This is a genomic window from Pseudomonas sp. EL_65y_Pfl1_R83, from assembly GCF_963970695.1.
Taxonomy (GTDB): Bacteria; Pseudomonadota; Gammaproteobacteria; order Pseudomonadales; family Pseudomonadaceae; genus Aquipseudomonas; species Aquipseudomonas tritici.
Genome location: NZ_CAXAQI010000030.1, coordinates 1 through 22991, shown reverse-complemented (window position 1 = coordinate 22991; position 22991 = coordinate 1). Strand labels below are relative to the sequence as shown.

Genomic DNA, 22991 nt, shown 5'->3' with positions numbered 1-22991 from the left:
GACGACAGGGACTTCAGACTAACAATGCAAACCTGCGTCGCTGCGCTCCGACTGCCTGGCCGGATGAGCGTGGAAAGGGTGGCCGGATGTTGGTGGACTGGGTGGCCGGATGGCGTGGAATGCGCACGCTGGGCTGGTCGCTTCGCCACTCTGATTTACCGAACCAGCCGAGAGAACTCTTCGACGGCCTCGTGAGCCGGGTGCTTCACTGCCATTCAGGCTTGCAAGCGTTACGTCCGTTGCTGCTCCTTGAGAACCTTCCAGGTCGAGAGTGGTGGAAAGCAGCACTCGCTGCTGAGGCAACCGAGGACGACTGGCAGACCCTTGGCCTAGCGGTATTGAAAACCTTTGACCACCAGTCCCAAGAAGCAACGGATGTGCGCTGGTTAAGCGTGCTCTTCAAGCTAGGGCTAGGGGAAATCTTCGTCATGGAGGAAATGAGGGAGCGGATTCAAGAAATTATTGAATATCCACACCGGGGAGATATGAGATCAGTCCGCCCCTCCATCAGATCCATGGAAATGGCTGTAATCAGCCTTAAACCGGATCAAGAACCTAACCTTTGGCCGGAGTTATTTTGGGCTTACACACTGGAACGTACCCATTGCCTCCCAGCTCCGTTGGAGGCCAGAGGCGGATCTGCCCATGACCCAAAAATCTTGGGCAAGACGATCAATGATGTCCGCGAAGGTTTACTGGCTCACTGGTTCACGAGCTTGAGCACCACCGGCCTGAATCAGAAACATGATGGCATTTTTGGGTTCGGGTTCTTCGCTCTCGCCTGCTTGGCCGAAATGAGCATGGGCCCGTTGAGTTCAGCGATTACCGGCAGGCTACTGCTTCGATCTCTTACTGAGTGCAGGATCTCGCTGGCTTACCTAGTACGCTGTGGGAACGACGAGATGTGGAAAAAATTCCGCTCCTATGGCGCAGGCCAAGCCAAGCTGGCTCTGCTCAAGCACGAGGAGATGGCCGGCCAAAAGCCTCGGTTTGTGACCCAAAAGGCTCTGGAGACCTTGGCTAACGAAGACTACTTCCAAGAGTACGTGGAGATTGATCTGGGCCATTGGGCCGGTAAAGATCTTCGCAGGCTAGCAGAGGAGTCAGGCACGAAGGATGACTACGACAGGTACTACGGTTGGGCCTCGGGCTTCGTCCATGGTCAATGGGGTGCAATAAGGGACAGTAACTTTACTCACTGCCTGAACCCTCTGCACCGCTTCCATCGCATCCCACTGCCATACCACCGGATGCTAGAACCTACCGTTGCTGATGCGCTGCACTTGGTAAATGCCATCCTTGATGATGTGAGCACTGCGTATCCAGTATTTGATACGCGCTTCGAGATCGAAGGTGTACCAGGGGATGACGAGAACAATGCACAGGCCACTAGGGAGTCCACATAGGCTAAGGCTTGAGAGTAACAGGACTGATCTGCAGGCTCATAATGATCCCGAAAAGGTACATTAAGCCTGTAAATCTGGCTTTGTGACCTTTTTCGGGCACATTAAATGACCCCTTCAATTTCGAGCATTGTTTAGTCATTGTTTGAACAGCTCATCCAGTGGAACAAACGCAGCGCCGGTCTCTGCCGCAGTTCTGACCTTGCGCTCAATCACTTCCGCAATGGGTATCCGTCGTCCCAGTGCTTTGTAGATACCGGAGAACTGCTATGCGAGTCCCAGTCTATCCAGACGATCTGATCCGAAATCGTGATTTCAAAAGCCTGGCAAAGCAGTTGCAAGATCAATGGTATGGCTCGGCCTCAATTTCGCTTGCGGGTGCTCAAAAAGCTCTCGCCCAGGGCTTGGGCTACAAGAGCTTCTACGATCTCAGCGAGACCTCAAAGGTCTGCCAACCTGGTGAACCTGTGCCGCCAGAAGCCGATATCAGGCAGGCAATTGGTTCAGCCATCAAAGCTATCCTGCAGCCCGGAGATGAGCTGAATCTGGAACGGCTTGTAAACGATCTTCCTCTGACAAACCTTGTAGCCTTCAAACGCGTGCAGGTTTCTCACGGTGCTGGTCAAAGCCTGTTATCCCTGCTTTGAGCCCGCCCCCTATCGGGGTGCGGCTGTCGTAAACCAAACCCTGGCTTCGCCAAGTTTTGGCCCTGCGGGCTTCTATCCTCAGGCCTTTGGCCCAGAGGGCCGGCGCGCTCCGCTTACGGTCATGACCTATGAGCGTCAAGCGTTAGTCATCATCGTCATCCTGACTACCATGGTGCGAGGTACATCCACAGTCTTCAATGGCTCCGCCGTAGTAGTTGTCTTCGCCATCCTCCACCTCCCACATACTGGTGGTGCAATAACAATGTTGGCACTGATAGTGATACGTTGACATATAGATTGATTCCTAGCTGGCAATGGCTGAGTTAGTCGTTGTTGTGCGAGTAGTCATCGAAATAATCCTCTTCATAGTAAGGATCGTACTGGGCGAATACCGCTGATACGGATTGCGCATCCCGCTGACTCAACCCAAGTCTCGAGTTCAACGCTATTTTCTGCTTGGCTGCGGAATCATAGTTGTCATAAGCGTATTGGGTTGCTTGCCCTTCACGACTGCCTTCCTGAACGAGCATCAGCCTGTAAATGTGCCGCTCGTTTGGAAGCTCGGTGCAGTAGTAGCAGTGCCTTTTTGGTAAAACCTGACCGGTCAGCTCACGCAAAAATGAGCTTGTAACGCACTCATTGTTGGAAGTCGTGGATTGCTCATGCAGAGAGTAGAAGGCGAGGGTTTCCGGCTCACCTGGATAGCCTGCGCGAAGCAGGTAACGTGGACTTAGCCACCAGAGCCAAATGGTGACATCTCCGTCCGCTATCGTGACCTTCACAGGGGGAAGCGCTGTGGAATGCTTTCTTCGTATGGGGAGGTTGAAAGCTGGCCAGTCTTCGATAGATTCGGCTGGGTCTGGCAACGAAAACTTTGAAGTCGCTCCTGAAAACCGATGCTCTCCACCGCTGGCAATCCTTTGAGCTAGTTTTTCGGCGACTTGCACCATGTTCCAGGCGTTGCTGCGATCATGGATCAAGTGATGGGAAGTCGCACACCCCGGCGCGCTAACAACGGCAAAACCGAGACCAGAGTCTCCCCAGTTATCAATGGCCGAATCGGGTAATTTCGGTGCTTTGGCGCTCATCACGTTCCAGTCACGGAACCCACAGGCGCGCGATATAGCTGTCAGCCATTTCCCGAGCGGTACAGTATTGAAGATGTGAGCGTGAGAGTGTTTTACGTAGTGTGCTAATTCTTTGGCTTCGGCAACGCTGAGAGCAGGCATACCTTTCTCCATGATGAGCACATGTAAGAACGGGGCCTCCCCTTGCCATTCAGTGCTCAGTTAGGAGCGCAGCAAAGAATTGTTCAACAGAGATTTACCGTGCCCAAGATGGGCGGGAGGGGATGGTTCTCTAGACCTTACGTGGATGCTACCCATCGTTGATTGCTTTCGCAATATTATATTTTCAGTTCTTTAAACTGGGGAGAGCATCCGAATGGCACCAGGTAAGGTGCGGCTTCAACCAATTCAATTTGCCTCATTCGAATTCGGCTGCGGGTTCAGGCCGCGTGAGCGATGATCAACTGCGGCATCTCAAGGAGTTAGTTTGTGACTATCAGTTCCCTCGCTGAGCGGTTGCGGGAGGCTCAGCACGTCGTGGTCTTTACTGGCGCTGGTGCATCAGCAGAAAGCGGCATCCCAACATTCCGAGATGCGCTGAGTGGACTTTGGGATAAGTTTGATCCTGCACATTTGGCAACCCCTGAGGCATTTCGTGCAGACCCGAGCCTGTCTTGGGGGTGGTACGAGTGGCGCCGGCTGAAGGTTATCCAGGCGCAGCCAAACGGGGCACATCTCGCTATCGCTGAGCTTGCCAAGCATGTGCCTAAGCTGACCGTAGTGACTCAAAATGTTGATGACCTTCATGAGCGAGCCGGCAGCCAGGATGTGATTCATCTGCATGGCAGCCTGCACTCGCCTCGGTGCATCGATTGTGGACGAGCGCATACCTTGCCTCTCCCTTCTGACGCCCTGCCTGAGGGTGGATGTCGGATTGAGCCGCCGCGATGCACCGTATGTAACGGGTATGTTCGGCCTGGTGTGGTCTGGTTCGGGGAAATGCTGCCGGAAGGCTCTTGGAGCGTAGGGCTCGCTGCTGCAGAAAGGTGTGATGTATTTCTGTCGATTGGTACGTCCGGGATTGTTTACCCAGCTGCAGAGCTCCCACTACGAGCGTTGGGACAGGGGGCAACTGTCGTACACGTCAACCCTGTGCGCTTCGATGTCAGCAGCCAAGAGCACTTTCTTGAAGGCCCTGCTTCGGTGATGATGCAGACCCTGCTACACGAAGCTTTTAGCGACCATCCTGTCTCGTAGTCGATGGTGGTTCACATTACTTCAGTTTTCGGGCTTGCCCCCTGCGGGGTACGGCTGCCGTGAACCAAAACCCAGAGGAGCCGGATTTTGGCCCTTGCGGGCTTCCATCCTCAACCCGTCGGCCCAAAGGGGAAAGCACCGTGCCCTTGGACGACGCACCCTAAATCTCGGCAATTATAGGTTTATATCTCCGTAGCCTAGTGTGGATCCGAGTAACTCACCAGAGTTCTAGTGTAGGCAGTGTCAGAGAGGGGCGGCAAATAAGAACTTATAGAAAAACTCTCTGGGGTCACTTATTTTCATAATTAGTGTTCCGTCGAGAAGTTCAGCTTTGCACTTTTTGACAATTTCATAAACATCATCCCTGAACATCTTTGTATTTATTTTTGTGACGTATTTGGCCAGGTTGTCGTGATAAATTCCGTCCCATTCAATCTCCGGAGGAGTGATAGTTTTATCTGATGACTCGGCTGACAAGCGGAAAACAACCTTGGCGCTCCCATGCTTGCTAATGTTTACAAGGCTTCCGTCGTGATACAAGCCATTTCTAAGCGAATATATCTTTTCTATTTCTTCTTTTGTGAAATCTCCAAAAGTGGCTAGAGCAACTTTAACTCCTGCCTGGAAGTCAGAAGTGCTTAGATGGCTGCTATATGCTCCACCGATTTGATCCAATATTGAAAAACATGAAAGAAGAGGTGTGTATATTCTGGTTCTCGCATTATTGAAGGATGCATTGGCCGTCTCCATCAAATCGTACAAGCTGGAAGATACTGCTGTATTTGATAGACGCTTTTTTGCAGTTATCATGTTCAAGTGGAGATAGGCTAGTTCTGAAACCTCTAGACCCTCCAGCGATTTTTTTGAAAAGTAGTCATCGACTTCAAAGCCGTCTTTTCCTTTAAGATCAGTGATTGGCATGTTGTCTCCATTTGACTCATAATTAACGGTGTGGTTTGAGAATTTAATTAGGGTACATTAATGTTGTCATTAGGAAATACTGTGTGCCAGTCAGAGCCGTGTTTGGTTTAAGCCGCTCTCGAAATCGAGAATATCTTGCAGCTCAGCCGACTAGGCGTCGGCATGAGTGCACATGTCAGTCATCTGCAAATGCCTCGAGCGCACCGAGCAGCTTGGCTAGCTCAGCAAGGTTGGCAGTGACGATGTCATATTCTCCTCGACTGCTCAGCCGATACACATCGCGCGCTTTTTTAACGCGCTCGAGAAGAGGGACGACGATGCCTGATGCCCGCTCTAGGAAGTCGTTGATGTCCGCACGTGTCTGGGGAATTTTGTAACCCTTCGCCGCACTTGTGATGATGACGTCCGCATCGCGGAGTTTGGCAATGCCACTGGAGCGGATTCTCTGACCGTTGACCTCTCCCAGTCCGCTATCTTTTAGATGGGCCATAATCTCCGTAGTAAGCACGTAATCCTTGGTGACGAATTCGCTCTGGAATCTCAAGAACCTCAAGATGCTTAGCTGCAGTCGCTCATCTTCATCGGGGTGCTTACCAACGCGCTCGCTAAAGCGGTCGGCCTGGCGGACAGCTTCTTGGTGTACCTGGTAGTCTGCATACCCAGATTCATCCGTCGGCGGTGGCAGAAGAGACTGGTACTTGGATGGCCACTCAAGCATTCCAAGAGTCAGGCTGCGTAGGATCTTTTTGTAGGCAAGAACTGCTTCTTCCGATGCTTTCTCTTCGTAGATCTGAGCGACTGAGCCAGCAAAAAAATCTGCAACCTGAACCAAAACATTGTCCTTACTGGCCATCGTCTGGAAGGCATCCTTATCGCCGAATAGGTCGTCGACGAACCGTTCTGCAACGTAGCTTTTGAGGCTCTCCTGAAATTCCTGGCCACCATGCTCGTCTACGATCATCTGGAGGTCAGGGTATGCGCGGAACAAACGTTCATAGAGCAACCCGTTCACGTACTTTATGAACGAGGTCTTGATACGGAGGCCGCCGTCTTTGTGAATTCGGGACTTATCAACGACGGTGAAATACAGCTTGAATGGCAGCTCGGCTAGCTCGTTGAGGATCCGACCACGGCGATCTGAATCCTTGGGCTTCAGATTGCTAGATTTGATCTCGCCTGTTTGAAAATGACGCTTGCGGAGTGCTTCAGCTTGGGCATAAGCAGCTTCCAGGTCTTTCTCTGCCACCAGAATGGAGCACACGATGAAGAAGCCCGAGCTTCCTCCCTTTGACGTATCAAGGTCGGAATTCCCGGACTCATCCACGAAGGCATATGTTCTGTCCATGAGCTCGCTCCATCAACAACGTACTGAGCGCGGTGGGTCGCCTAATGGCAAGGTGGCGAACTTAGTTCGTCGCAGTGGTAGTGCCTGGAGCAGGGCCTTCGCTGAACGTGTAGTTGATGACCACGTCATTTCGGATCAAGACGTCGAGAGTTTTCTGCGTGCCCGTAGTCGTCACCTTCATGGTGACCACGTAGCTTTGGGCATGGGCTGAGCCATTGGTGTAGGTGTAGACCCACTTCTCGTCAGTCTCGCTGACAGCGCTTTTGGCGTAGGGCTCACCAAATAGGGATTTCAATTCCGACGTCGTGGTTTTGCCTTTGGTGATGCTCGCTACACTTACTGACGGAAAGTCTCGGCCTGCGGTGTAGTGCGACGTAGCGCAACCGCCAAGTGCGACACACATCCCCATGACTGCGATGAGCTTTTTCATATCCTTCCTTGATCGTAGAAAGCTCCAAATCTAGCTGGCATCGAGGCCAAAAGCCATCACTAGGTGAGTCATCTGCTTTCGTGCTCGCTCAGGAACGAGAGCTGCCAGCTATAGCCTTTCATTTCTATATCCTCAGCGAGCACCAATCATTTGGTAGGACAGAAGCCCGGCAGTGGTCATCGCTAACGAGCCTGCAACGTGCAACGAAATTGAGCCAAGCGCCCAGACCAATCTGCCTTCCTGAATCAAGACAACCGTCTCGGCTGAAAATGTGGAAAAGGTGGTAAGCCCACCACAGAAGCCCGTGATGATTAGGAGACGCCACTCTGGGCTTAGTGTCGGAGATGCGGCCAAGAAGGCGATGGCCAAGCCGATGATGTAACCCCCAACCATGTTCGCGACCACAGTGCCTGGAGGAATCGTTGGGAACAGAGCATTCAGCTTCATCCCCAAGAGCCAACGCAACCAAGCTCCAAGTGAAGCGCCAACGGCGATGACGATTAATGAATTCAGCATGGCGAGCACACCTCATCAGACCTGAATGGAATAACAGGCGGAGGGCAGGTGCAGAGAAGAAATCGAGACTCGAAGGGTAAGATCATATCCTGTCCTAAATTGGAGGACAGGGAGGCACACCTACGCACCCTGTCCAGGGTTCACGTAGGCATCATCAGCACGAAGGCGGTTAAAGGAGGAATGCCATCTCCTGATCTGATCCTATAGCATCTGCGTCAATAGCATCTGCGTCAATAGCATCAAGAGCCATGCATGCGAGCGATCTTAAGGCGCCTTTGGCGAGGCAAGATGCTTGATCAGTGATCAAGGTACGGGCCTACCCTTTGCGCAACTAGGTCAGTTGGCGCGTCTACATCGATTTAACCGATACGACCTCAACATACTTGTATTTCTTCCTAGCCGCCTTCACAGCCTCTTGCTCAGCCAGCAATGAGCTCAACGTGTCGGCATCATGGATCAACTCGATCATTTTCCCCTCAAACTCGTTCCCAACCCGAAGCTTGACCCTGAGCCTGGGCGTAAAAGCTTTTGCCGCTTTCTTCTTGGCTGCTGGAGCAACTACCGGTTTCGCGGGCACAACTTCTTCCACAGGCTCCTTTACTAGAGGTGCAGACAGCTGCTCTTCGGGCTGAGGCGTACCGAAAAGGGCACGATGCATTTCTTCTTCGGTTAATTCAGAGTTCATAGAACATCTCAAAGGGGCGGCACTTCGCTCGACAAATTCTATACGACATTGCTGACTGCTATCTCTGGGGAGCGTGCGTAGACGTCAAATCCCCAGTTCTATTTCAACACGATAGCCTCGCATGGCTCGTGAAAGCTGCTCCTTCGGCAATCGTGTAATGAGCCCATCAACTAAATTGCTAGCGTGACGAGCGTATAATGTGACAGTGCCTGCATCAGGCGTTCGACCTGGCACGATGGCACCTACCCGCAGCTGGGCAATTTTCAGTATCCTCAAGACGTCCTGACTCACCTCATTGGTGGACAGGTGTTCAACCAATGGTCTGGGTGGAGGGGCGGCGCGGCTCCACATTTCTATGACCGCTTGGAGGAGTCCGTCTGAGCCAAGATGTTCGAGGGCCATTTCCCATAGCTGACCTTCCTGCGCCATATCCAGGCGAGCCCTAGCCATTGTGGAGTTCTACCAACATGATGGTCTTTCTTGATTGCGAATTTACCCATCTATCAGCAGCAGCGAAGCTGATATCACTCGCACTGGTAGCTGAGGATGGGCGCGAATTCTACGTGGAATTGCTCGATACTTGGGAAGAAGAAGACTGCAGTGATTTCGTGAAGGAGATCGTACTGCAGCAGCTCTGGGGAGGTGAGTACGCCATGCCGACCATCGAGGCCAGGTCGGCGCTCCTCCGGTTCTTGGCAACCTACGACGAAGAGCTCGAGATTGTCACTGACGCACCTGCCTACGACTGGGAGCTGTTTTGCGAGCTCGCCTATTACGATGGGAAATGGCCCAAGAACGTCAGAAACTTTCCTACTGATGCCACAACCCTTACCGCGACGAATGATGGGGAAGAACTGCCTCACCATGCTCTGCTGGACGCCAGGATCATCGCAAGCATGTTCACAGCTAGAGCGTAACCATCTCACGCTCGATGGATTGCCTGAGGTGTTCAGGCATGTTGTTGCTCACGTGGAAGTCGACCGGCACACCCACCAAGGCCTGAAGCTCGTCTTCGAGGCCGGCGATGTCGAACAGGGAGATTTTGCCGACCATTGCTGGAGGGATGGTGGCGAGCAGATCAAGGTCACTCCCTTCGTGACCATCGCCTCGAGTGGCAGAGCCGAAGAGTTTGGGCTCGGTGAAGCCATAGGTTTCGATGAGGCGCCGAATCTCCCCTTCCTTTCCTCGTATCGCGTCAGTGGGCCTCATACCTTTCTCCTTGAGCCACAGGCGCTCATCGATGCCCTCGACGAATCAGCATTTTGGTGCCGGTCTTTCCGGAGCTCAAGCGGCTCGTTAGACTCGGTATAACGCCTTCGGCGACCACTATCTTGATCAGGGACGACAGCACTATGCCTTCTATGCGGCCCTCGCAGTACGCCATGCAGCAGCGCACCGACGGAGGGCCTTTCCTTCGGTTTGATCTCGAAGACACTGGGGCTTTGAGCGAGGAAGATCTCTCGGCCATCGAGTCAGATGAAAAGTACGAGTCCATCGGTGAAGAGATATATGGGATTTCTAGGGTCTATTACAGCGACGTCGCGTTGGCAGAGCATGAGCCAGGTTGGCACCTTCTGCTGGAGGTTGCACCGTCTTACCTGACCATTTATCCCATCAACCCTAGAGCCGAACACCCCGAGTACGGTCAGCCCCGATATCACGGAATCAGGTCGATCATCATTACAAGACCTGTTTATACACCGTACTCCCATCCAGCCACTCCTTACGAAGTAGACGAATTGCTCGATGGACTTCCGGAAGGGCTTTATACGGATTGGCGCTACGGCCTTGGCCTCAAGTACGAATACAGGTGCATCGTCCAGGCACTGAGCAGTCTAAAGAGGGTTGATACCATCGTGATACACGGTGGTACTGGTCACAACGATGCGAAACTCAAAGGCTACGAGTTTTACTTGGGCGTTGATCGTCTAGAGCAACTGCGGAAAAGCCTGGATCGGTTAACCCAGCGCCACCAGCGGGAGACAGCGTCTGACAAGAAGCTTGCCTGCTATACAAGCCTGCTTCATGAAGCTGCGCCTGAGCTCTATCCTCCACGCGCCAGGAAGCTGCCCCCTGACCTTCTCGCTAACTTGGTTTCTCTAGGATCCCTATCGCCTCGGCTTTCGCCTAAAGATCAACAGCAGGCAGCCAAGCTGACGGAGCAAAACGTTCCTGCGCTTGCTAAATCTGCGCCCAACTCACTGTTCAATCTCAAGGCAGAAATCGAGCTGGTTACACTCGGAGAACTCATTGAGATCTATCGAAAAATGATGGACAACAAGGTAAGCGAACCTCGATGGCAGCGGTTCTTAAGCGAACACCCATTCGTGCTCGATATGGCATTTGGGTATCCGGTGAAGAAGATTGCAGACCAGCCATACATTGGCGGTAAAGGATTCAGTGGCCGGGGCGGTCAGTTCTCGGATTTCCTGATGGCCGCCAGAGCAACCGGAAATCTTGCCCTCATCGAGATCAAGCATCCTCAGACTGAGCTGCTCGGTCAGTCATACCGGCAGACATTCGTGCCTTCCTATGAGCTAAGCGGTGCCGTCGGTCAGATCATTAGCCAACGCAGCGTGCTCCAACGGGAGGTCTTCGGTCTGTCCCAGGAGCTTGATCAGCGCGTTCACGCACACGCCATTGCGGCAATCGTCATCATTGGCCGAACTCCCAAGGATCTGGCTAAGCAGCGTGCCTTCGAGCAGTATCGAAGCGGCCTGAAGGATGTATTGGTGGTGACTTTTGATGAGCTCCAAGTACGACTAGAAAGCATCCACCAAGCCCTCAGGCCCAAGCCGCCGGTGGAGCCTGAGCCAATCAGCGAGGAAGATCTGCTATTCTGAGTCTAGGGCAATCAAAATTGCGCCCAGTGAGCGATGCGCACCACTAATGAATTTCTTCTGCCGGCCCATCCAGGGCTCGAAGCTGATAATCAGTGACGGCTTGAAAACGATGCTCAGCCATCAACCGCAGACGCTCCAACTCCATCCCCACGACCCCATCAGCTTTGGCCTGATGGTAGACCTTCAGCGCTTCCAGGGCCTCGGGGTACAAGGGGTGGTCGGGCGTGAGCACCTTGCTTAGATCTTTCGTCCCGGTATCTCCTCTTCGCCCTGATTAACTAAGTGGAGGAATCCCAAGGCGAACGTTCCCTAGCCCCATAGGGCCCTGACTGTCGGGATCACCCGGCCACGCCTCCAGGATGGTTCCATGCGGCGAGACCATGTACACGGCTTCCAGAGTGAGACCTTCGCCTTGCAGCATCGACGGCATCATTCTGATGATGGGCGGAGGAACCCAGAAATGATCGTGGGTCGCATATATCATGAGAATGACGTCGCCCCCATAACGTTTTTGATTTTTCTTCCTCACGAGTTTCTTAAAGAGCTCGGCCATTTCACTGCCGCTCCAAGCCCCGGTGGACTCTTTATAGTGTCCGACCTCTTGTATAGGGGCAAACTCGGCAAGCTCTAGCCACTTCACACCAAAGTCAGTTTCTACTGTGAAATCGAGATCGTTTTCCTTCTGAGGGAGCAGATTATCAAAGCGCCCAAACCGCTTAAAATGAGGCCGCATCCCTTGGTTATCTGTACAGAACATCTCAGCAAAGTGCTGTTCAATTTCGGGCTTCCCCGCAGGTAGCTCTTTCTCTACACATACAGCACCCTCAGGGCCGACCTGCAACGTTAATGCAGTGCCTCGAGGCTTCTTTCGCTCACGCTTAGGCTGATCCATTCTTCCTCCAATGCCTTTGTGAAATGTGCCCCTCACATGCTCGCTTGTGCGTGATCATAGATGATAACGGTGTATTCCCGATCCCTCGACAGCGGATCCTCTGCAGCCGTTGCCAAAACTCCGAGTTTAGCTCCACCATGGATTCAGATCGACTCACCTTTAGCCTGAATTTCGTGTTCCTCCCTACCCACCCGAGACATTGAACGGTCGATAAGCACAAGGTCACCTGATAAATCCCGGCACCGATCATGCTGTAGTCTTCGACCCTGTCGAGGTAAATGTGACGTGCTCGAATGTCGTCAGCAGCAAGCGAAGGAAAGCCGACAGGCACCTTAAAAGAGTAGAGAGGAAGGTCGGTTGTGCTAGGGTCAGTAGCGTTTTCTGATGGGTATCGTAGAGGTCGTAGTCCGCTCCAAGAGCGATGGGAAGGAGGAGCCACTTGCTCGATAAAGATGCAAGCGGAGCGCGCAGGTCATGGATGGCCGCAGGCTTGAGGATGAAAGCCCGCTAGGGCCAAGATCCGCCGTAGCGGAGCTTGGTTCACGACAGCTGCCCCCGAAACGGGACAAGCCCAAACAACAATGCGACGGCTATTGCAGACGACTAGGTGTTGAGATGTACCGATCACCTGCAATGCGCAGGAATTCACGCAAGCTTCGTCGCCCTACATCACGACGGAAGGTCGCAATGACGTACTTGGAGTTGACAGTGGTGATCACCCAAAAGCGGCCCTCCTTTTTCACGCTCTGAATGTCCGAAGTCCGGAGTAGTCGACCATCCGAGAATCGCGGATCTGATATCGCTACAAGGTGGCCAAATACAACGCCAACGGCGCTGCACGCATGGATATGCACATTCACTAGGTAAGCAGTGATCAAACCTTCGTAATCGTGGCTGACAGCCTTTGCGATACGAATGAGGTCAAAGTCCGAGTAACGCTTTACGTGCAGGTCGACCGCAACGGTGTGGATCTCTGACATGACTACGCTGCCCCAAAGGTGCAATGCACACCATTCACCACAGCACTACGCCGATACAGCTCTTTCAACCCAGTCAGTGAGCCAACATCGAGATCACGCTGATGTGTATTGACGTACACATCACCGCTCTCGACCTGAAGAACGCAGATCGGCACCTCTACCTGGTTGAATCCCATCGACAAAGACGTCAATTGCTCCATCTTCCAGCCCGAACCTTTGTTCATCCAGCCAGGTGTTACGACCTGGACTTCCTGGACAACGCAGCTCTCATTCTGAGCAATGAGTAGCTCTACAAGACGGGGCTCATCGCTGACCATCTCCTCATAGGCCACGAATCGCTCTTCATGCCGGCGTTTGAGACAGACGTGATACCAATGCGTTGTGAGAGATCGTGACACCGCGTGAAAGTGCGCCAAGCCGTCGCCGAACATCCCTACTGGGCCGGCTTGGTCTTGCATGCTAATCCTGAACATCGTGTATCTCGTGTGGAGCAGGCCTGCTTAGCGCCTGCGATTAACATAAGCCGAATATTGTCTTGAGCGATGCGGTCATCTCACGCCCCTTGCCCACTAGGGCATACACCGTATTACGGGTCTCGAACAAGCAAACGCCGTCGAACGACTTGCACAGGGTCGAGCGTACCCAGCCCCCTGGAGGGAACCGGCCCTGGCTGTCGTAGGTGACGCAATGGGAATAGAGGAACATTGTCTGCAGGCCTATGGCGCGCACCCTGGCGAGCGATTCAGGAGGCTCGTCCACATGAAAGATCAGCCAACCCTCGACCAAACAGTACGGTTTCCGACCGAAACGATCCGCCACCAATGCCTCTATTTCGGCTTGAGGCAGCTCTGTTCCAAAGGACGATATCTCACCCTCGCGAAGCAACTCATGCTCCGAAGAATTACCCATAAATTGATGATCCTCATGGTGCGAACCCAAAAATCAGGCTCTACGAACACGCAAAATACCGGACAACAAACCAGAAATCCCATCTATATGATTATATGCATTTGTGTGGGATCTATCAAACGCGTCATACCGTCTCTTTTTGGGAGAGGTAGGTTGGATGTCCCTGCGGAAGGCTTATGCGGCGACGCTACAGTGGCTGAGGATTCGGAATGGCTTATCGCAAGCAGATCTCCAGCATCAAGCTGACCAGGCTCACATAAGCCGCTTGGAGGCTGCGACGACGACACCGACCATTGATCTGAGTGCGGATCTGGCTCATGCGCTGGGCCTAACGCCTCTGTCGCTGCTCACACTGGTGGCCGCAGCCGATGAGGGCAAGACAGCACGCTCTGTCTTGAATGAATCGATGATAGAACTCATGCGGTTAGGAGTTCTTGATGAAGCGCTGCCTGCCGAGCCGCAGAAGATCACCACACCACAGAGAATCGCAGCCGCAGAAAGGCTCGAGGCAGTACGCAAACTCAAGGCAGCAGGATTTTCCCAGGCAGAGGTCTGCCGGCAGTTGGAATTACCTAGAAGCACTGTTGGGCGATTGTGGCACGTTGACAGGTAAGCCGACCTCTTAAAGGCTTAGATTAGAGCTCTTGATTTCATCGGTGTGGGTTTTGACCACAACCGAAAAGATCGGTACGGTCGATTTGGCGATGCTCATTTGATCCGCATTTCTGATGTGGTCATGGTCGAGTGCGGGGGGAGGTTCTGCGTTATGACGAAGAAAATTAATGAACGGCTTTAGATTGCTGACAGCACCCGCAGTAAGGCAGTGAGCGGAGCGCGACTTCCAGGCCCTACTCGATGCCATAAGAGATCGTGCCTGCCCCCAACGAAGGAGATACAGACGAGGCTCGGAATGGTGATTAAACCCACTGAGGGATAGGCCCCTAACGGTTTACGGTCAATGACACTCAATCCCCTTGGTAGGTTATTGATGGCCTTGTCGCTGGCAATTAAACGCTGCCCTTCACCACCTCGGTTGCCCGAGCTACGGTTTCATTCGTAACACCTACCTAGCAGTGGCACAGAGAATTCGCACCTTGATGGGTAAACAGTGAGCACCCAGCGTTCACGATGATGATAATCTTCTTGTACGCCCCTAGCTGCAGAGGGACGGGGGGATAATTTTAAATAACTTACTGAATTAATACAGAAGTGCGGAAGCCCACCCCCGCGCCCAGTATACTTTCTACGAGGCCTCACATGGGTAGTCGAAATTACGCAACACGGATGTCATGTTTTTCGCTGATATCCGCTATAGAGTCTGACCTCAGAAATATAATTACTTTTCAACTAAAAGATGGATATGAAGGCGCGCTACCTGAAGATGTTGTTACTTCAGCAAGAGCTAGATATTTAGAGCACGAAAAGAATCCCGTCTCATCTGAAATCGAACTATCAGACCTCCTTGATTTTATCGACTTTTATGACCTAAGTAAGATATTAAACAAAATAAGTGAAAAGCAAGATGCATTTACGAAAGACGATATAAAGCATATAGCCGCGCAACTAGAAAAGCTTTCCAGATGCCGCAATCGCGTATGCCACTCGCGCCCGCTCGAGCCCAACGATTTTATAGATTTACTTGACTTCACTCAAGACCTCACAAGCAAAGGTTACAGGCAGGACTGGAAGAATATTAACGAAGCGCGAAAAAACCTCGACAACCCGGCTTTCGCATTATCGTTAAGTATTCCTGACTTTTGGCGCACCTCAAAGAAGTCTATATATAATAACCTTCCTCTTCCTGAGTTTGATGAAACCGGCTTTATGGGGAGAGACAAGGATAGGAAATCGATAAACAGGCTTCTAGCTTCGAATACCAAAGTAATTTCGATAGTTGGTGAGGGTGGAATAGGTAAAACAGCGCTCGCACAACGATGCCTATATGACATTCTAGAAATTTGTGAGGATGAAAACCAAGCCCCTCCTCTTTATGAGATTATAGTTTGGGTATCCCTAAAGACGAACAGGCTAACAGTCACCGGCGTAGAACAGATCCAGAACGCCATCAGTTCCAGTTCAGGTCTATTTCAAGATATAAGTAAAAATCTCGGTGGGGGGACGACGGAAACTTTGGAATCTGCGTTAACTGAAGTATCTGAATACATGACTGAATTCAGAACTTTATTGTGTATTGATAACCTTGAAACCATCTCATCTTCAGAGGTAAGAGAGTTTTTAGCGAACATCCCTAATAAATCTCGAGTTCTTATAACTACGAGAATGGGTTTGGGTGAGATTGAATATCGCTATAAGTTAGACAAATTGGATGACAAACCGTCAATTGAGCTCATGCGAAATATGTCGAGACTCCTCAATCTTGAGTCCCTCGCCACGAAGAAAAATGAAGCATTGAAGCAACTCTGCATGAGGCTTTACAACAACCCGCTCCTGATAAAATGGTACGTTCTAGCAGTAGCGGCTGGAAACAGTCCTGCCGATTTGATAAATAAAGAAGGTGTAAACTTCAAGGATGCACTGAGATTTTGTTTTGAGAATCTATATGATCGACTAGGCCCAATTGAAACGAAAGTGATATCTATTATCGCTTGCTTGCGAAAGCCTGTATCCGCAGTTGAGCTTCGCTTCTTCCTTGACGAAGAATCAGAGGCAGCCATTGAGGAAGCTTTAAATCAACTGTATAACTCGAGCATGCTAGAATCTGTACTGGATAATAACAACCAGGAAAGTCGCTTGTATGGACTTACTGGTGTTGCGGAAGAATACATCAACAGTATAAGGCCAGTTCCCGATGAGCTTTATCAGCTGGTGAAAAATAAGAGAAAGGAACTTTCTAGGATCCTAGAAGAGTCCAATTTAATACAGAATCATTATAATTACGACTTAAATGCAATAACATGGTCTAATCGCGACGAAAAAATTTGTGCAATTTATTTGAAGAAAGCTTTGGTTGAAGCTCGAAAAGGCAATACTCCAATTGCAGAGGAATATATAAAATCAGCCAAAAGCATAATGCCGGAATTTTCGGAGTGTTATCGAATACATAGTTATATCCTTAAGGATACTTCGCCATTTAAAGCTGAGGCGGAACTTGAGAAAGCAGTCGAGTACAATCCTCAATCCGCCATTGCTCGTTATGCATATGCACAATTCTTGATTCATGAAGATGATTTTGTTCGCGCTAAGGAACAAATAAACAAGGCGCTGTCGATTGACCCTTCCGACATTGCATTAAGAACCTGCAAGGCGTGGGTATTAACGCTGAATGGTGATTATTCCCTTGCAGCTAATCTTTATGAGGAGTTACTCCCAGAACAAAATGCCAGGCATAGAAAATTTAGAATTAGCACATATGACCAAGCATCGAACTGCTATAAACGCATGGCCGCACAATCCATCAGAGACGACGACTGGTCGTCAGCAAAAACAAATATCGGGCGTGCCGTCAGTATACTCTCAGGCGCTATTCACACTAAAGATTTTGATGACGGAACGGTAAATAAGTTATGCCAAATCTTACTGGAGTCTGAGGCATTTTATAAAAAGACAGCCGACACTAGCCTGTCTTTGGAAATTTTAAGTACCATTGATGATCGCTTTTCATATTTCAATGCTAAATCCTTGCAAACATTGAAAGCGGGGCTTGAAAAATATAAATCAATATGTGGGACTGAGAACGCATACAAAGCAGATGAAATTCTGCAAAGGATTTCTCCACCAAAGCCCAAGCTTACCGGAGCTCGAGTTGAAGGCACTGTGGTGCGGGTTGTGAGATCTAATACTGGGGTTTCTTACGGTTTTATATATAACTCGGAAAACCGAACTTTGTTTTTTCATCGAAAGGAACTCGACCCGAATAACATGCTGGATATAGATTACTTAAATGTAAAAGTTTCTTTTGTAGAAGGTGCATATGACAAAGGAAGCTGTGCCCTTTCAATACAGAAACTCTAGACATTTTGCCTGAAGGCTACAACCGTGACAATGTTCGCAAGCACTTAAATTAGTGGGTGCTAGAGTAGGCACCCGAGTGGCCCCATTACGAATATATCGTTGACCCGATCAGATTTGCAACCCACTACTTTTACTTGACTCGTGTTGACTTGGCGATTTACTCCCAAGTCAGCACGCGCATTAAATCAGTGTTGCAGTTAATACCAGCTGTTGACTTTTTACAGGTAAGCGAGCTTAGCCAGCTGATTATCGACGTCGATAACGCCCTCGTCGCAAAATGGGCGAGTGGTATCAGGATGGTGCATACCTACAAGAGACACCTTCACTACGCCCGACTTCCGATCAAAGTACGAAAAAGGTGCCCCCCCCCCCACAAGTTGTGCTTTCAGATTGCAGAAAACTAATACCAGCTTTCCCATTAATGTAATGCTCAAGCGAAACGCGTTTGAGATCAAAATCAAATAGCGGCTGGGTCACGGAAGCTTGCTGAGGCGGGCTAGACCTTGCTTGATGTGGCCCGCGTTCTCACCAATTGTGTAAAGCGCGCCACGGAGGTTGTCGCCGACTTCCGCATGCCCTTGGGCTTCAACCTGGAGGGTCAGCTCCATGAGCGCAGCCTCAAGGGCCAGCTGGTTTTGGTACATCCTTTCCAGCACATCTGATAGCGAGTATTCGGTCATGATGCACGTCTCTATTAGTCAAAAAACCAGCATAGCAGCGGAAAGGACGAAGGTAAGACGGGCAATTTAAGCCGTGGAAGACGGCGGGATGTTCCCCTCATTTATCAACGCTCCGTTCAAAAAACCCGAAGACGTGCCATCGAATGCTATACAGCCCGAACTCACCGCTATGTTTTATTTTTCGTCAAGGCGACCCGTTTTAACTAGGGCAGCGCCTTTGCCGTCCTCCTTAGTCATAAAGCTTTGTGCATTTTCAACGGAATAGAAAAATCCGAATATCATGACAAAGTAAATACCTATTACCAGCACGCATGCCTCTACGAAAGCTGACTTTCCGTATTTCAGCAGATAAGCGAAAGTCAGACGATTCTTACGCTTGAGGTCTTGCCCAGCCAAACTCTTAACATACGGATCAAGGCCGGGGGTTGCTCCAGCCCTAAACTCTATAAAGAAGTTTTTAATGTTGGCGTGGGCAGCCAGATAAAGTAACAAGAATATGAGGAAGCAAATCAACCCCATGGTGGCTGCGTCGCCATAGCGCTGTTTTGCTATGAGCGTATTGGCTTTTCCTGCGGATATGGCAACCAGCACCATAAGGAAAAACTGAATTGACGTATTGCGAAGAAACTCTAAAAAATGTTTCCTCCCCGAGTTCAAAATCCACATAAATAGCTCCTTGTAGCGATTGCGCCAATAACTTTGTGAAAGGTGAGGCATGCTCACGTTTAATTTTCATAAAACCTTAGAGGGGATTAAGACGACCCCAATCTATCGTAACGACAGGCTGAAATGAACATGCCCTACAAGGTTTTCAACAGTTGTTCGAGTGTCTGATGTTCCCAAGTGCTAAGCAGCGCAATGGGATCTGTGCCAAAGCGATCTCCCGAGTCTAAAGACCAGCGCCGCCCGTCAGGGCTTATGCACTCTTCGCAGTAGCCCAGCTCATAGCGGTCGTTATGAATAGACATTTGCCAACCCTCGACATTAACTTTGAAGCGTTCCGCATAAATTTCTTCCCATTCCCGCTCGCAGGCTCTGACCATAATTAGCCGCCCAAGAGCTACCTCCCTCAGCACTTGGCTGACCTCTCGCGCTGAGAGTGGAGCCTCTTTGGCAGCGCCAGCTAGCTGCGACGAACGAGCTGCCACTCTGGCCTCTTTCAACAATTGCTCAGCGTACATAGCCGGATCATCATCTGGCAGCGGGTAGCCTGCGGCGGCTAGAGCTTCGGCACGCTCTTCGATTAGAAGACGCTCGGGATCGCGAACCGTTTGGAAGGCTCTGCCTGGTACGCGTCGAGTTGTGTCCATTCCCGGCTCCCCAGAAGGCTGATGACTAAGAGCGACTAAATTACTTTTAGAACGATAACAGAACGCTTCGAATAGCGATGCCGAGCTCCGAATCATGAGGGTAGGATGCGTTGCGATCTATGCTTCACAGAGGCTCAGACACCAAGCAAGCGGAGCGCGCAGGCGTGAGGGATGCGAGCCCGCAGGGGCGAGACACGCCTTGGCGCGGCTCGATTCACGGCAGCCTGACGCCGCAGGCGGCATGCCATCAACGCCAACAAGAGGTAACTCAAATGCCCGACGATGAACTCCGCGAACTGGAGGCCAAGAGACGAAAGGCTTTGTGGATGCTTACGAACATATCTCCAGGCGATTCGAAGGCGTTTGATCCCTTATCCATTCTTGATGACCTTGAACTTCAAGAGCGAAAAGACTCCCCTCATGCTGACAAGGCACTTGAGCTCAACCAGCTTCGGGATTGTGTCACCGTGCAGTATCACCACTCCGGAATCGACATCATTTTGGAGCAGACTATCCCCCAGCCCTGGAGGGAGCGCTTCAATCAGGCGAGTATCGGGTCGACCAGATTGTTAGATGGGCCTTACGCTGCGGACTGGTATAAATTCCTGGCTTGTTGGGAATCAGAGATGCAGCACCTCGAGGCACACAGATCTGCCAGAAGTAAGCCCAAGCTGGATTGATGCAGACGGAGAAAAGACGTGGAACGAGACAGCGATGACACCGTGTATTGCGATATCCAAATGCATGTAGCCCAAGGCCGGGAGCTACTGGAAGTAGTGACTGCCCTGCGAGAGTCGAAAGCTCATCCAAGTCTCGACAGAGTTTTTGAACACATTCAGGACGAGCTCAGCACCTCAATCGACATCGTTGAGAACCCGCCGACCTGGGGGCCTTGGTTTCAGTAAACCTCACCACAGCCCGTAATGTTTCTTCCTGTATATCGCGGATAGCCCACCAGTGTGAAAGCTGCCGGTGCCGGCGACTACAACTCCTGCAAGCACCTCTCCTTCCGTCTCTCTAGGTACAATACGAGCGTGACGCCTGCACCGCTCGGGAGCTCATTTTCAGAAGATGCCTAATGAGTGCGCCTATCAAAATCAATCAGTAAAGGAATACAGTCTTGCATATTAAAAGTTTTGGTCTGTTGGGGCTTCGAACACTCTACCTCAATAACATCATGCAGACCAACTCCCTCAATCCGCGTGATGTTCCTCAAGTCAAAGCTTCAAAGGTTAATATTTTCGTCGGCCCCAACGGCGGCGGTAAGTCAACTGTGCTAGATATGGTGCGCGCACTCAAGGATGTTGAGATTATAAAAACGATTGCTCGTGAAAACATGCGATCCACTACCGTGGCGGCTTCCATCATCTACTTTGACAATGGAACTTGGGTAGCTTCAGTATTCAACAAGCTAGATATTGATGAATTTGGCACATACATAGCCGTTACCACACGAGATGACAGACACCTATTCAAGGGAAGCATTTACAGTAAATCGTCGAAACCGCCAAAAGAGCTTTTAAAGGTTTTAGATAAACTAGAGGCAATAATTAGTTTTCGCTCTTCACACGACGAGCGCGGAGTTTGTATTCATAAAATCATCAATGCGCTCAATAATGATGGCAAGCATCTAGTGGGACTCGCGCCGCACCCATTGCAGCCCGACCAAGTAGACTATAAAAGGCCTCCGAATGCAGATGACACCTACAAGTATGCCAACCCAATTAGCTTTCTTGATAAGAACACGTTTGGTGTCTATCTCAACGATGATTTAGGTCAGTACAACCATATCCCAATAAAGATGCTGCCGTCTGGATGGCGGGCGTTTGCTGGACTAATAGGATGGCTGAACTCTGCTAATGATGACCAGATATGTGTCATCGAAGAGCCTGAAGTCCACCTGCACCCAACGCTTCAGAGACTCATGATGGCTAGGGTTTCTGAAATCGTCACCCGCAAGAACCTTCAGCTTTTCATCTCTACGCACTCGTCTGTGCTTCTCGACATATCAAGCTGGTCTGTACCGGACACAAAGCTATTTGAAGTCAATGGTTACGCATTATCAGAATTAACATCACCTGCAAGGGCTCTGTCAGGGCTCGGCATAAAACCAAGTGATGTTTTCCAAGCCAACGGCGTGATATGGGTCGAAGGGGCGTCTGATCGTATCTACATTTTGCACTGGCTTTCGCTCTGGTGCTCGACGCATGGTAAATCCATGCCGATGGAAAATCTTGATTTCTCCTTCGTTTTTTACGGCGGCTCTATGCTCGGCCATTTCACATCAAATGCTACGCCAGGATTAATTGACATATTCAGTATAAACAGGAATTCCATAGTAGTTATGGATCGAGATCTAGACTTTCAGCGCGCAGCTGACGGCACTGATGAATGCATTAACCAAAACTGCGTCAAATATCAGGTTTGGGCTGACATTGCTGAACATGAGTCGAAGACGGGATATTGCTGGGTGACCGAGGGCTATACGATTGAAAGTTATTTGCCAGCAGCTTTTCGAGACAAGCATTATCGGATTTTCGGCGCTAGACTAAAGCAGATTACTACCTATTCAAAAGTCACAATCGCCGACAAGTTCGTAGCTGGGGGCAACACTTTCAGCCATAGCCATGACCCACAAACCGACTTGCCAACTCAGATTGAAAGGCTTTTCAACACTATTGAGGCATGGCAGTTGTAAACACAAGCATCGGCAAGCATCGCCTCGAGGCAATCAAAGGTCTGCATCCCAAGCATCCATCGCCTCGCTCACAGTAGCCAACCAGCGCAGATGATCGTTCTGTATGGCATTGGCGACGTGCTTGGCGGTGTTGGCTTCGATCCAAGATGGAAGACTATGCGCGCCGTCCGAGAACAGGCTTGCGGTCGCGACAGCGAATCGCCCCGTACTCGTAGACTGGAGGCACACGTAGCGCACTGAAGTGCCAGTCCGCAACCGACGCCAAGCCACCACCTCAATACAGTCCATGGTGCTCACAGAAGCCTCTATGTGCGGATTCCACGGCCATCCGGCCACCTATTCCATAAACATCCGGCCACTGATTCCAAGATGATCCGGCCACCCATTCCACGCTCATCCGGCCACCCTTAAGGCAGGCAGCAACGCAGGATTAATT

25 protein-coding genes and 1 riboswitch are annotated in these 22991 nt (G+C 50.8%); of the genes, 10 read left to right on the top strand and 15 right to left on the bottom strand.

What is annotated here, in order from left to right:
• Both AACY08_RS27215 and AACY08_RS27210 read left to right on the top strand, forming a co-directional pair.
• Positions 1-1406 (top strand): DUF5677 domain-containing protein (locus AACY08_RS27215; RefSeq protein ID WP_339472221.1); only part of this gene is annotated, 1406 nt, incomplete at its 5' end.
• Positions 1407-1672: 266 nt separating this feature from the next.
• Positions 1673-2050, top strand: coding sequence for a hypothetical protein (locus tag AACY08_RS27210; protein ID WP_339472220.1), 378 nt, complete (start codon positions 1673-1675; stop codon positions 2048-2050).
• 323 nt (positions 2051-2373) lie between these two features.
• Here the strand turns inward: AACY08_RS27210 and AACY08_RS27205 are convergent, their stop codons facing one another.
• The gene (locus AACY08_RS27205; protein ID WP_339472219.1) at positions 2374-3279 is read right to left on the bottom strand and encodes a hypothetical protein; all 906 of its coding nucleotides are present in this window, start codon (positions 3277-3279) and stop codon (positions 2374-2376) included.
• 327 nt (positions 3280-3606) lie between these two features.
• Between AACY08_RS27205 and AACY08_RS27200 the strand changes: the two genes are divergently transcribed.
• Positions 3607-4374 (top strand): SIR2 family NAD-dependent protein deacylase, encoded by a 768-nt coding sequence (locus tag AACY08_RS27200; RefSeq protein WP_339472218.1) that lies wholly within the window; start codon positions 3607-3609, stop codon positions 4372-4374.
• A gap of 243 nt (positions 4375-4617) precedes the next feature.
• Here the strand turns inward: AACY08_RS27200 and AACY08_RS27195 are convergent, their stop codons facing one another.
• The 5 genes from AACY08_RS27195 to AACY08_RS27175 all read right to left on the bottom strand — a co-directional run bounded on the left by AACY08_RS27195 (position 4618) and on the right by AACY08_RS27175 (position 8271).
• The gene (locus tag AACY08_RS27195) at positions 4618-5295 is read right to left on the bottom strand and encodes a hypothetical protein (RefSeq protein ID WP_339472217.1); all 678 of its coding nucleotides are present in this window, start codon (positions 5293-5295) and stop codon (positions 4618-4620) included.
• Between the two features lie 175 nt (positions 5296-5470).
• Positions 5471-6640 carry a DUF3800 domain-containing protein gene (locus AACY08_RS27190; protein WP_339472216.1) on the bottom strand — a complete coding sequence of 390 codons (1170 nt, stop codon included), beginning with the start codon at positions 6638-6640 and terminating at the stop codon, positions 5471-5473.
• Between the two features lie 61 nt (positions 6641-6701).
• Positions 6702-7070, bottom strand: coding sequence for a hypothetical protein (locus tag AACY08_RS27185; protein WP_339472215.1), 369 nt, complete (start codon positions 7068-7070; stop codon positions 6702-6704).
• A gap of 132 nt (positions 7071-7202) precedes the next feature.
• Positions 7203-7586 carry a fluoride efflux transporter CrcB gene (gene crcB / locus AACY08_RS27180; RefSeq protein ID WP_339472214.1) on the bottom strand — a complete coding sequence of 128 codons (384 nt, stop codon included), beginning with the start codon at positions 7584-7586 and terminating at the stop codon, positions 7203-7205.
• A 138-nt stretch (positions 7587-7724) separates the two neighbouring features.
• A riboswitch (Fluoride riboswitch) is annotated at positions 7725-7786 on the bottom strand.
• Positions 7787-7935: 149 nt separating this feature from the next.
• Complete coding sequence (locus tag AACY08_RS27175) at positions 7936-8271, bottom strand: hypothetical protein (protein ID WP_339472213.1); 336 nt, start codon at positions 8269-8271, stop codon at positions 7936-7938.
• 467 nt (positions 8272-8738) lie between these two features.
• Between AACY08_RS27175 and AACY08_RS27170 the strand changes: the two genes are divergently transcribed.
• The gene (locus AACY08_RS27170) at positions 8739-9188 is read left to right on the top strand and encodes a hypothetical protein (protein WP_339472212.1); all 450 of its coding nucleotides are present in this window, start codon (positions 8739-8741) and stop codon (positions 9186-9188) included.
• Here the strand turns inward: AACY08_RS27170 and AACY08_RS27165 are convergent.
• Positions 9178-9480 (bottom strand): nucleotidyltransferase family protein, encoded by a 303-nt coding sequence (locus AACY08_RS27165; RefSeq protein ID WP_339472211.1) that lies wholly within the window; start codon positions 9478-9480, stop codon positions 9178-9180. The two genes, AACY08_RS27170 and AACY08_RS27165, sit on opposite strands and share 11 nt — an antisense overlap.
• A 173-nt stretch (positions 9481-9653) precedes the next feature.
• Here AACY08_RS27165 and AACY08_RS27160 point away from each other — a divergent pair, with 173 nt between their 5' ends.
• The gene (locus tag AACY08_RS27160) at positions 9654-11114 is read left to right on the top strand and encodes a Shedu immune nuclease family protein (protein ID WP_339472210.1); all 1461 of its coding nucleotides are present in this window, start codon (positions 9654-9656) and stop codon (positions 11112-11114) included.
• Positions 11115-11157: 43 nt separating this feature from the next.
• Here the strand turns inward: AACY08_RS27160 and AACY08_RS27155 are convergent, their stop codons facing one another.
• The 5 genes from AACY08_RS27155 to AACY08_RS27130 all read right to left on the bottom strand — a co-directional run bounded on the left by AACY08_RS27155 (position 11158) and on the right by AACY08_RS27130 (position 13895).
• Positions 11158-11346, bottom strand: coding sequence for a hypothetical protein (locus AACY08_RS27155; protein ID WP_339472209.1), 189 nt, complete (start codon positions 11344-11346; stop codon positions 11158-11160).
• Positions 11347-11388: 42 nt separating this feature from the next.
• On the bottom strand, positions 11389-12006 hold the full coding sequence (locus AACY08_RS27150; protein WP_339472207.1) for a hypothetical protein: 618 nt from the start codon (positions 12004-12006) through the stop codon (positions 11389-11391).
• Positions 12007-12596: 590 nt separating this feature from the next.
• Entirely contained in the window at positions 12597-12986 is a 390-nt protein-coding gene (locus AACY08_RS27140) for a hypothetical protein (RefSeq protein WP_339472205.1), read from the bottom strand.
• Positions 12987-12988: 2 nt separating this feature from the next.
• Positions 12989-13459 (bottom strand): hypothetical protein, encoded by a 471-nt coding sequence (locus AACY08_RS27135; protein WP_339472204.1) that lies wholly within the window; start codon positions 13457-13459, stop codon positions 12989-12991.
• A gap of 40 nt (positions 13460-13499) precedes the next feature.
• A complete protein-coding gene (locus tag AACY08_RS27130) occupies positions 13500-13895 on the bottom strand; it encodes a DUF6957 family protein (RefSeq protein WP_339472203.1) in 396 nt (131 codons plus the stop codon).
• Positions 13896-14052: 157 nt separating this feature from the next.
• On the opposite strand from AACY08_RS27130, the gene AACY08_RS27125 reads away from it, so the two are divergent.
• Together AACY08_RS27125 and AACY08_RS27120 are read left to right on the top strand one after the other, a co-directional pair.
• Positions 14053-14508 carry a helix-turn-helix domain-containing protein gene (locus AACY08_RS27125; protein ID WP_339472202.1) on the top strand — a complete coding sequence of 152 codons (456 nt, stop codon included), beginning with the start codon at positions 14053-14055 and terminating at the stop codon, positions 14506-14508.
• Positions 14509-15152: 644 nt separating this feature from the next.
• Positions 15153-17867, top strand: coding sequence for an NB-ARC domain-containing protein (locus tag AACY08_RS27120; protein WP_339472201.1), 2715 nt, complete (start codon positions 15153-15155; stop codon positions 17865-17867).
• Positions 17868-18340: 473 nt separating this feature from the next.
• On the opposite strand, the gene AACY08_RS27115 is transcribed toward AACY08_RS27120, so the two are convergent.
• The 3 genes from AACY08_RS27115 to AACY08_RS27105 all read right to left on the bottom strand — a co-directional run bounded on the left by AACY08_RS27115 (position 18341) and on the right by AACY08_RS27105 (position 19857).
• Positions 18341-18550, bottom strand: coding sequence for a hypothetical protein (locus tag AACY08_RS27115; RefSeq protein ID WP_339472222.1), 210 nt, complete (start codon positions 18548-18550; stop codon positions 18341-18343).
• Between the two features lie 171 nt (positions 18551-18721).
• Positions 18722-19213, bottom strand: coding sequence for a hypothetical protein (locus tag AACY08_RS27110; protein ID WP_339472200.1), 492 nt, complete (start codon positions 19211-19213; stop codon positions 18722-18724).
• Positions 19214-19347: 134 nt separating this feature from the next.
• A complete protein-coding gene (locus AACY08_RS27105; protein ID WP_339472199.1) occupies positions 19348-19857 on the bottom strand; it encodes a DUF7693 family protein in 510 nt (169 codons plus the stop codon).
• Between the two features lie 272 nt (positions 19858-20129).
• On the opposite strand from AACY08_RS27105, the gene AACY08_RS27100 reads away from it, so the two are divergent.
• The 3 genes from AACY08_RS27100 to AACY08_RS27090 all read left to right on the top strand — a co-directional run bounded on the left by AACY08_RS27100 (position 20130) and on the right by AACY08_RS27090 (position 22555).
• Positions 20130-20537 carry a hypothetical protein gene (locus tag AACY08_RS27100; protein ID WP_339472198.1) on the top strand — a complete coding sequence of 136 codons (408 nt, stop codon included), beginning with the start codon at positions 20130-20132 and terminating at the stop codon, positions 20535-20537.
• 18 nt (positions 20538-20555) lie between these two features.
• A complete protein-coding gene (locus tag AACY08_RS27095; RefSeq protein ID WP_017337041.1) occupies positions 20556-20762 on the top strand; it encodes a hypothetical protein in 207 nt (68 codons plus the stop codon).
• Positions 20763-20977: 215 nt separating this feature from the next.
• Positions 20978-22555, top strand: a complete 1578-nt coding sequence (locus AACY08_RS27090; RefSeq protein ID WP_339472197.1) for an ATP-dependent nuclease — start codon at positions 20978-20980, stop codon at positions 22553-22555.
• Positions 22556-22991: the final 436 nt, after the last annotated feature.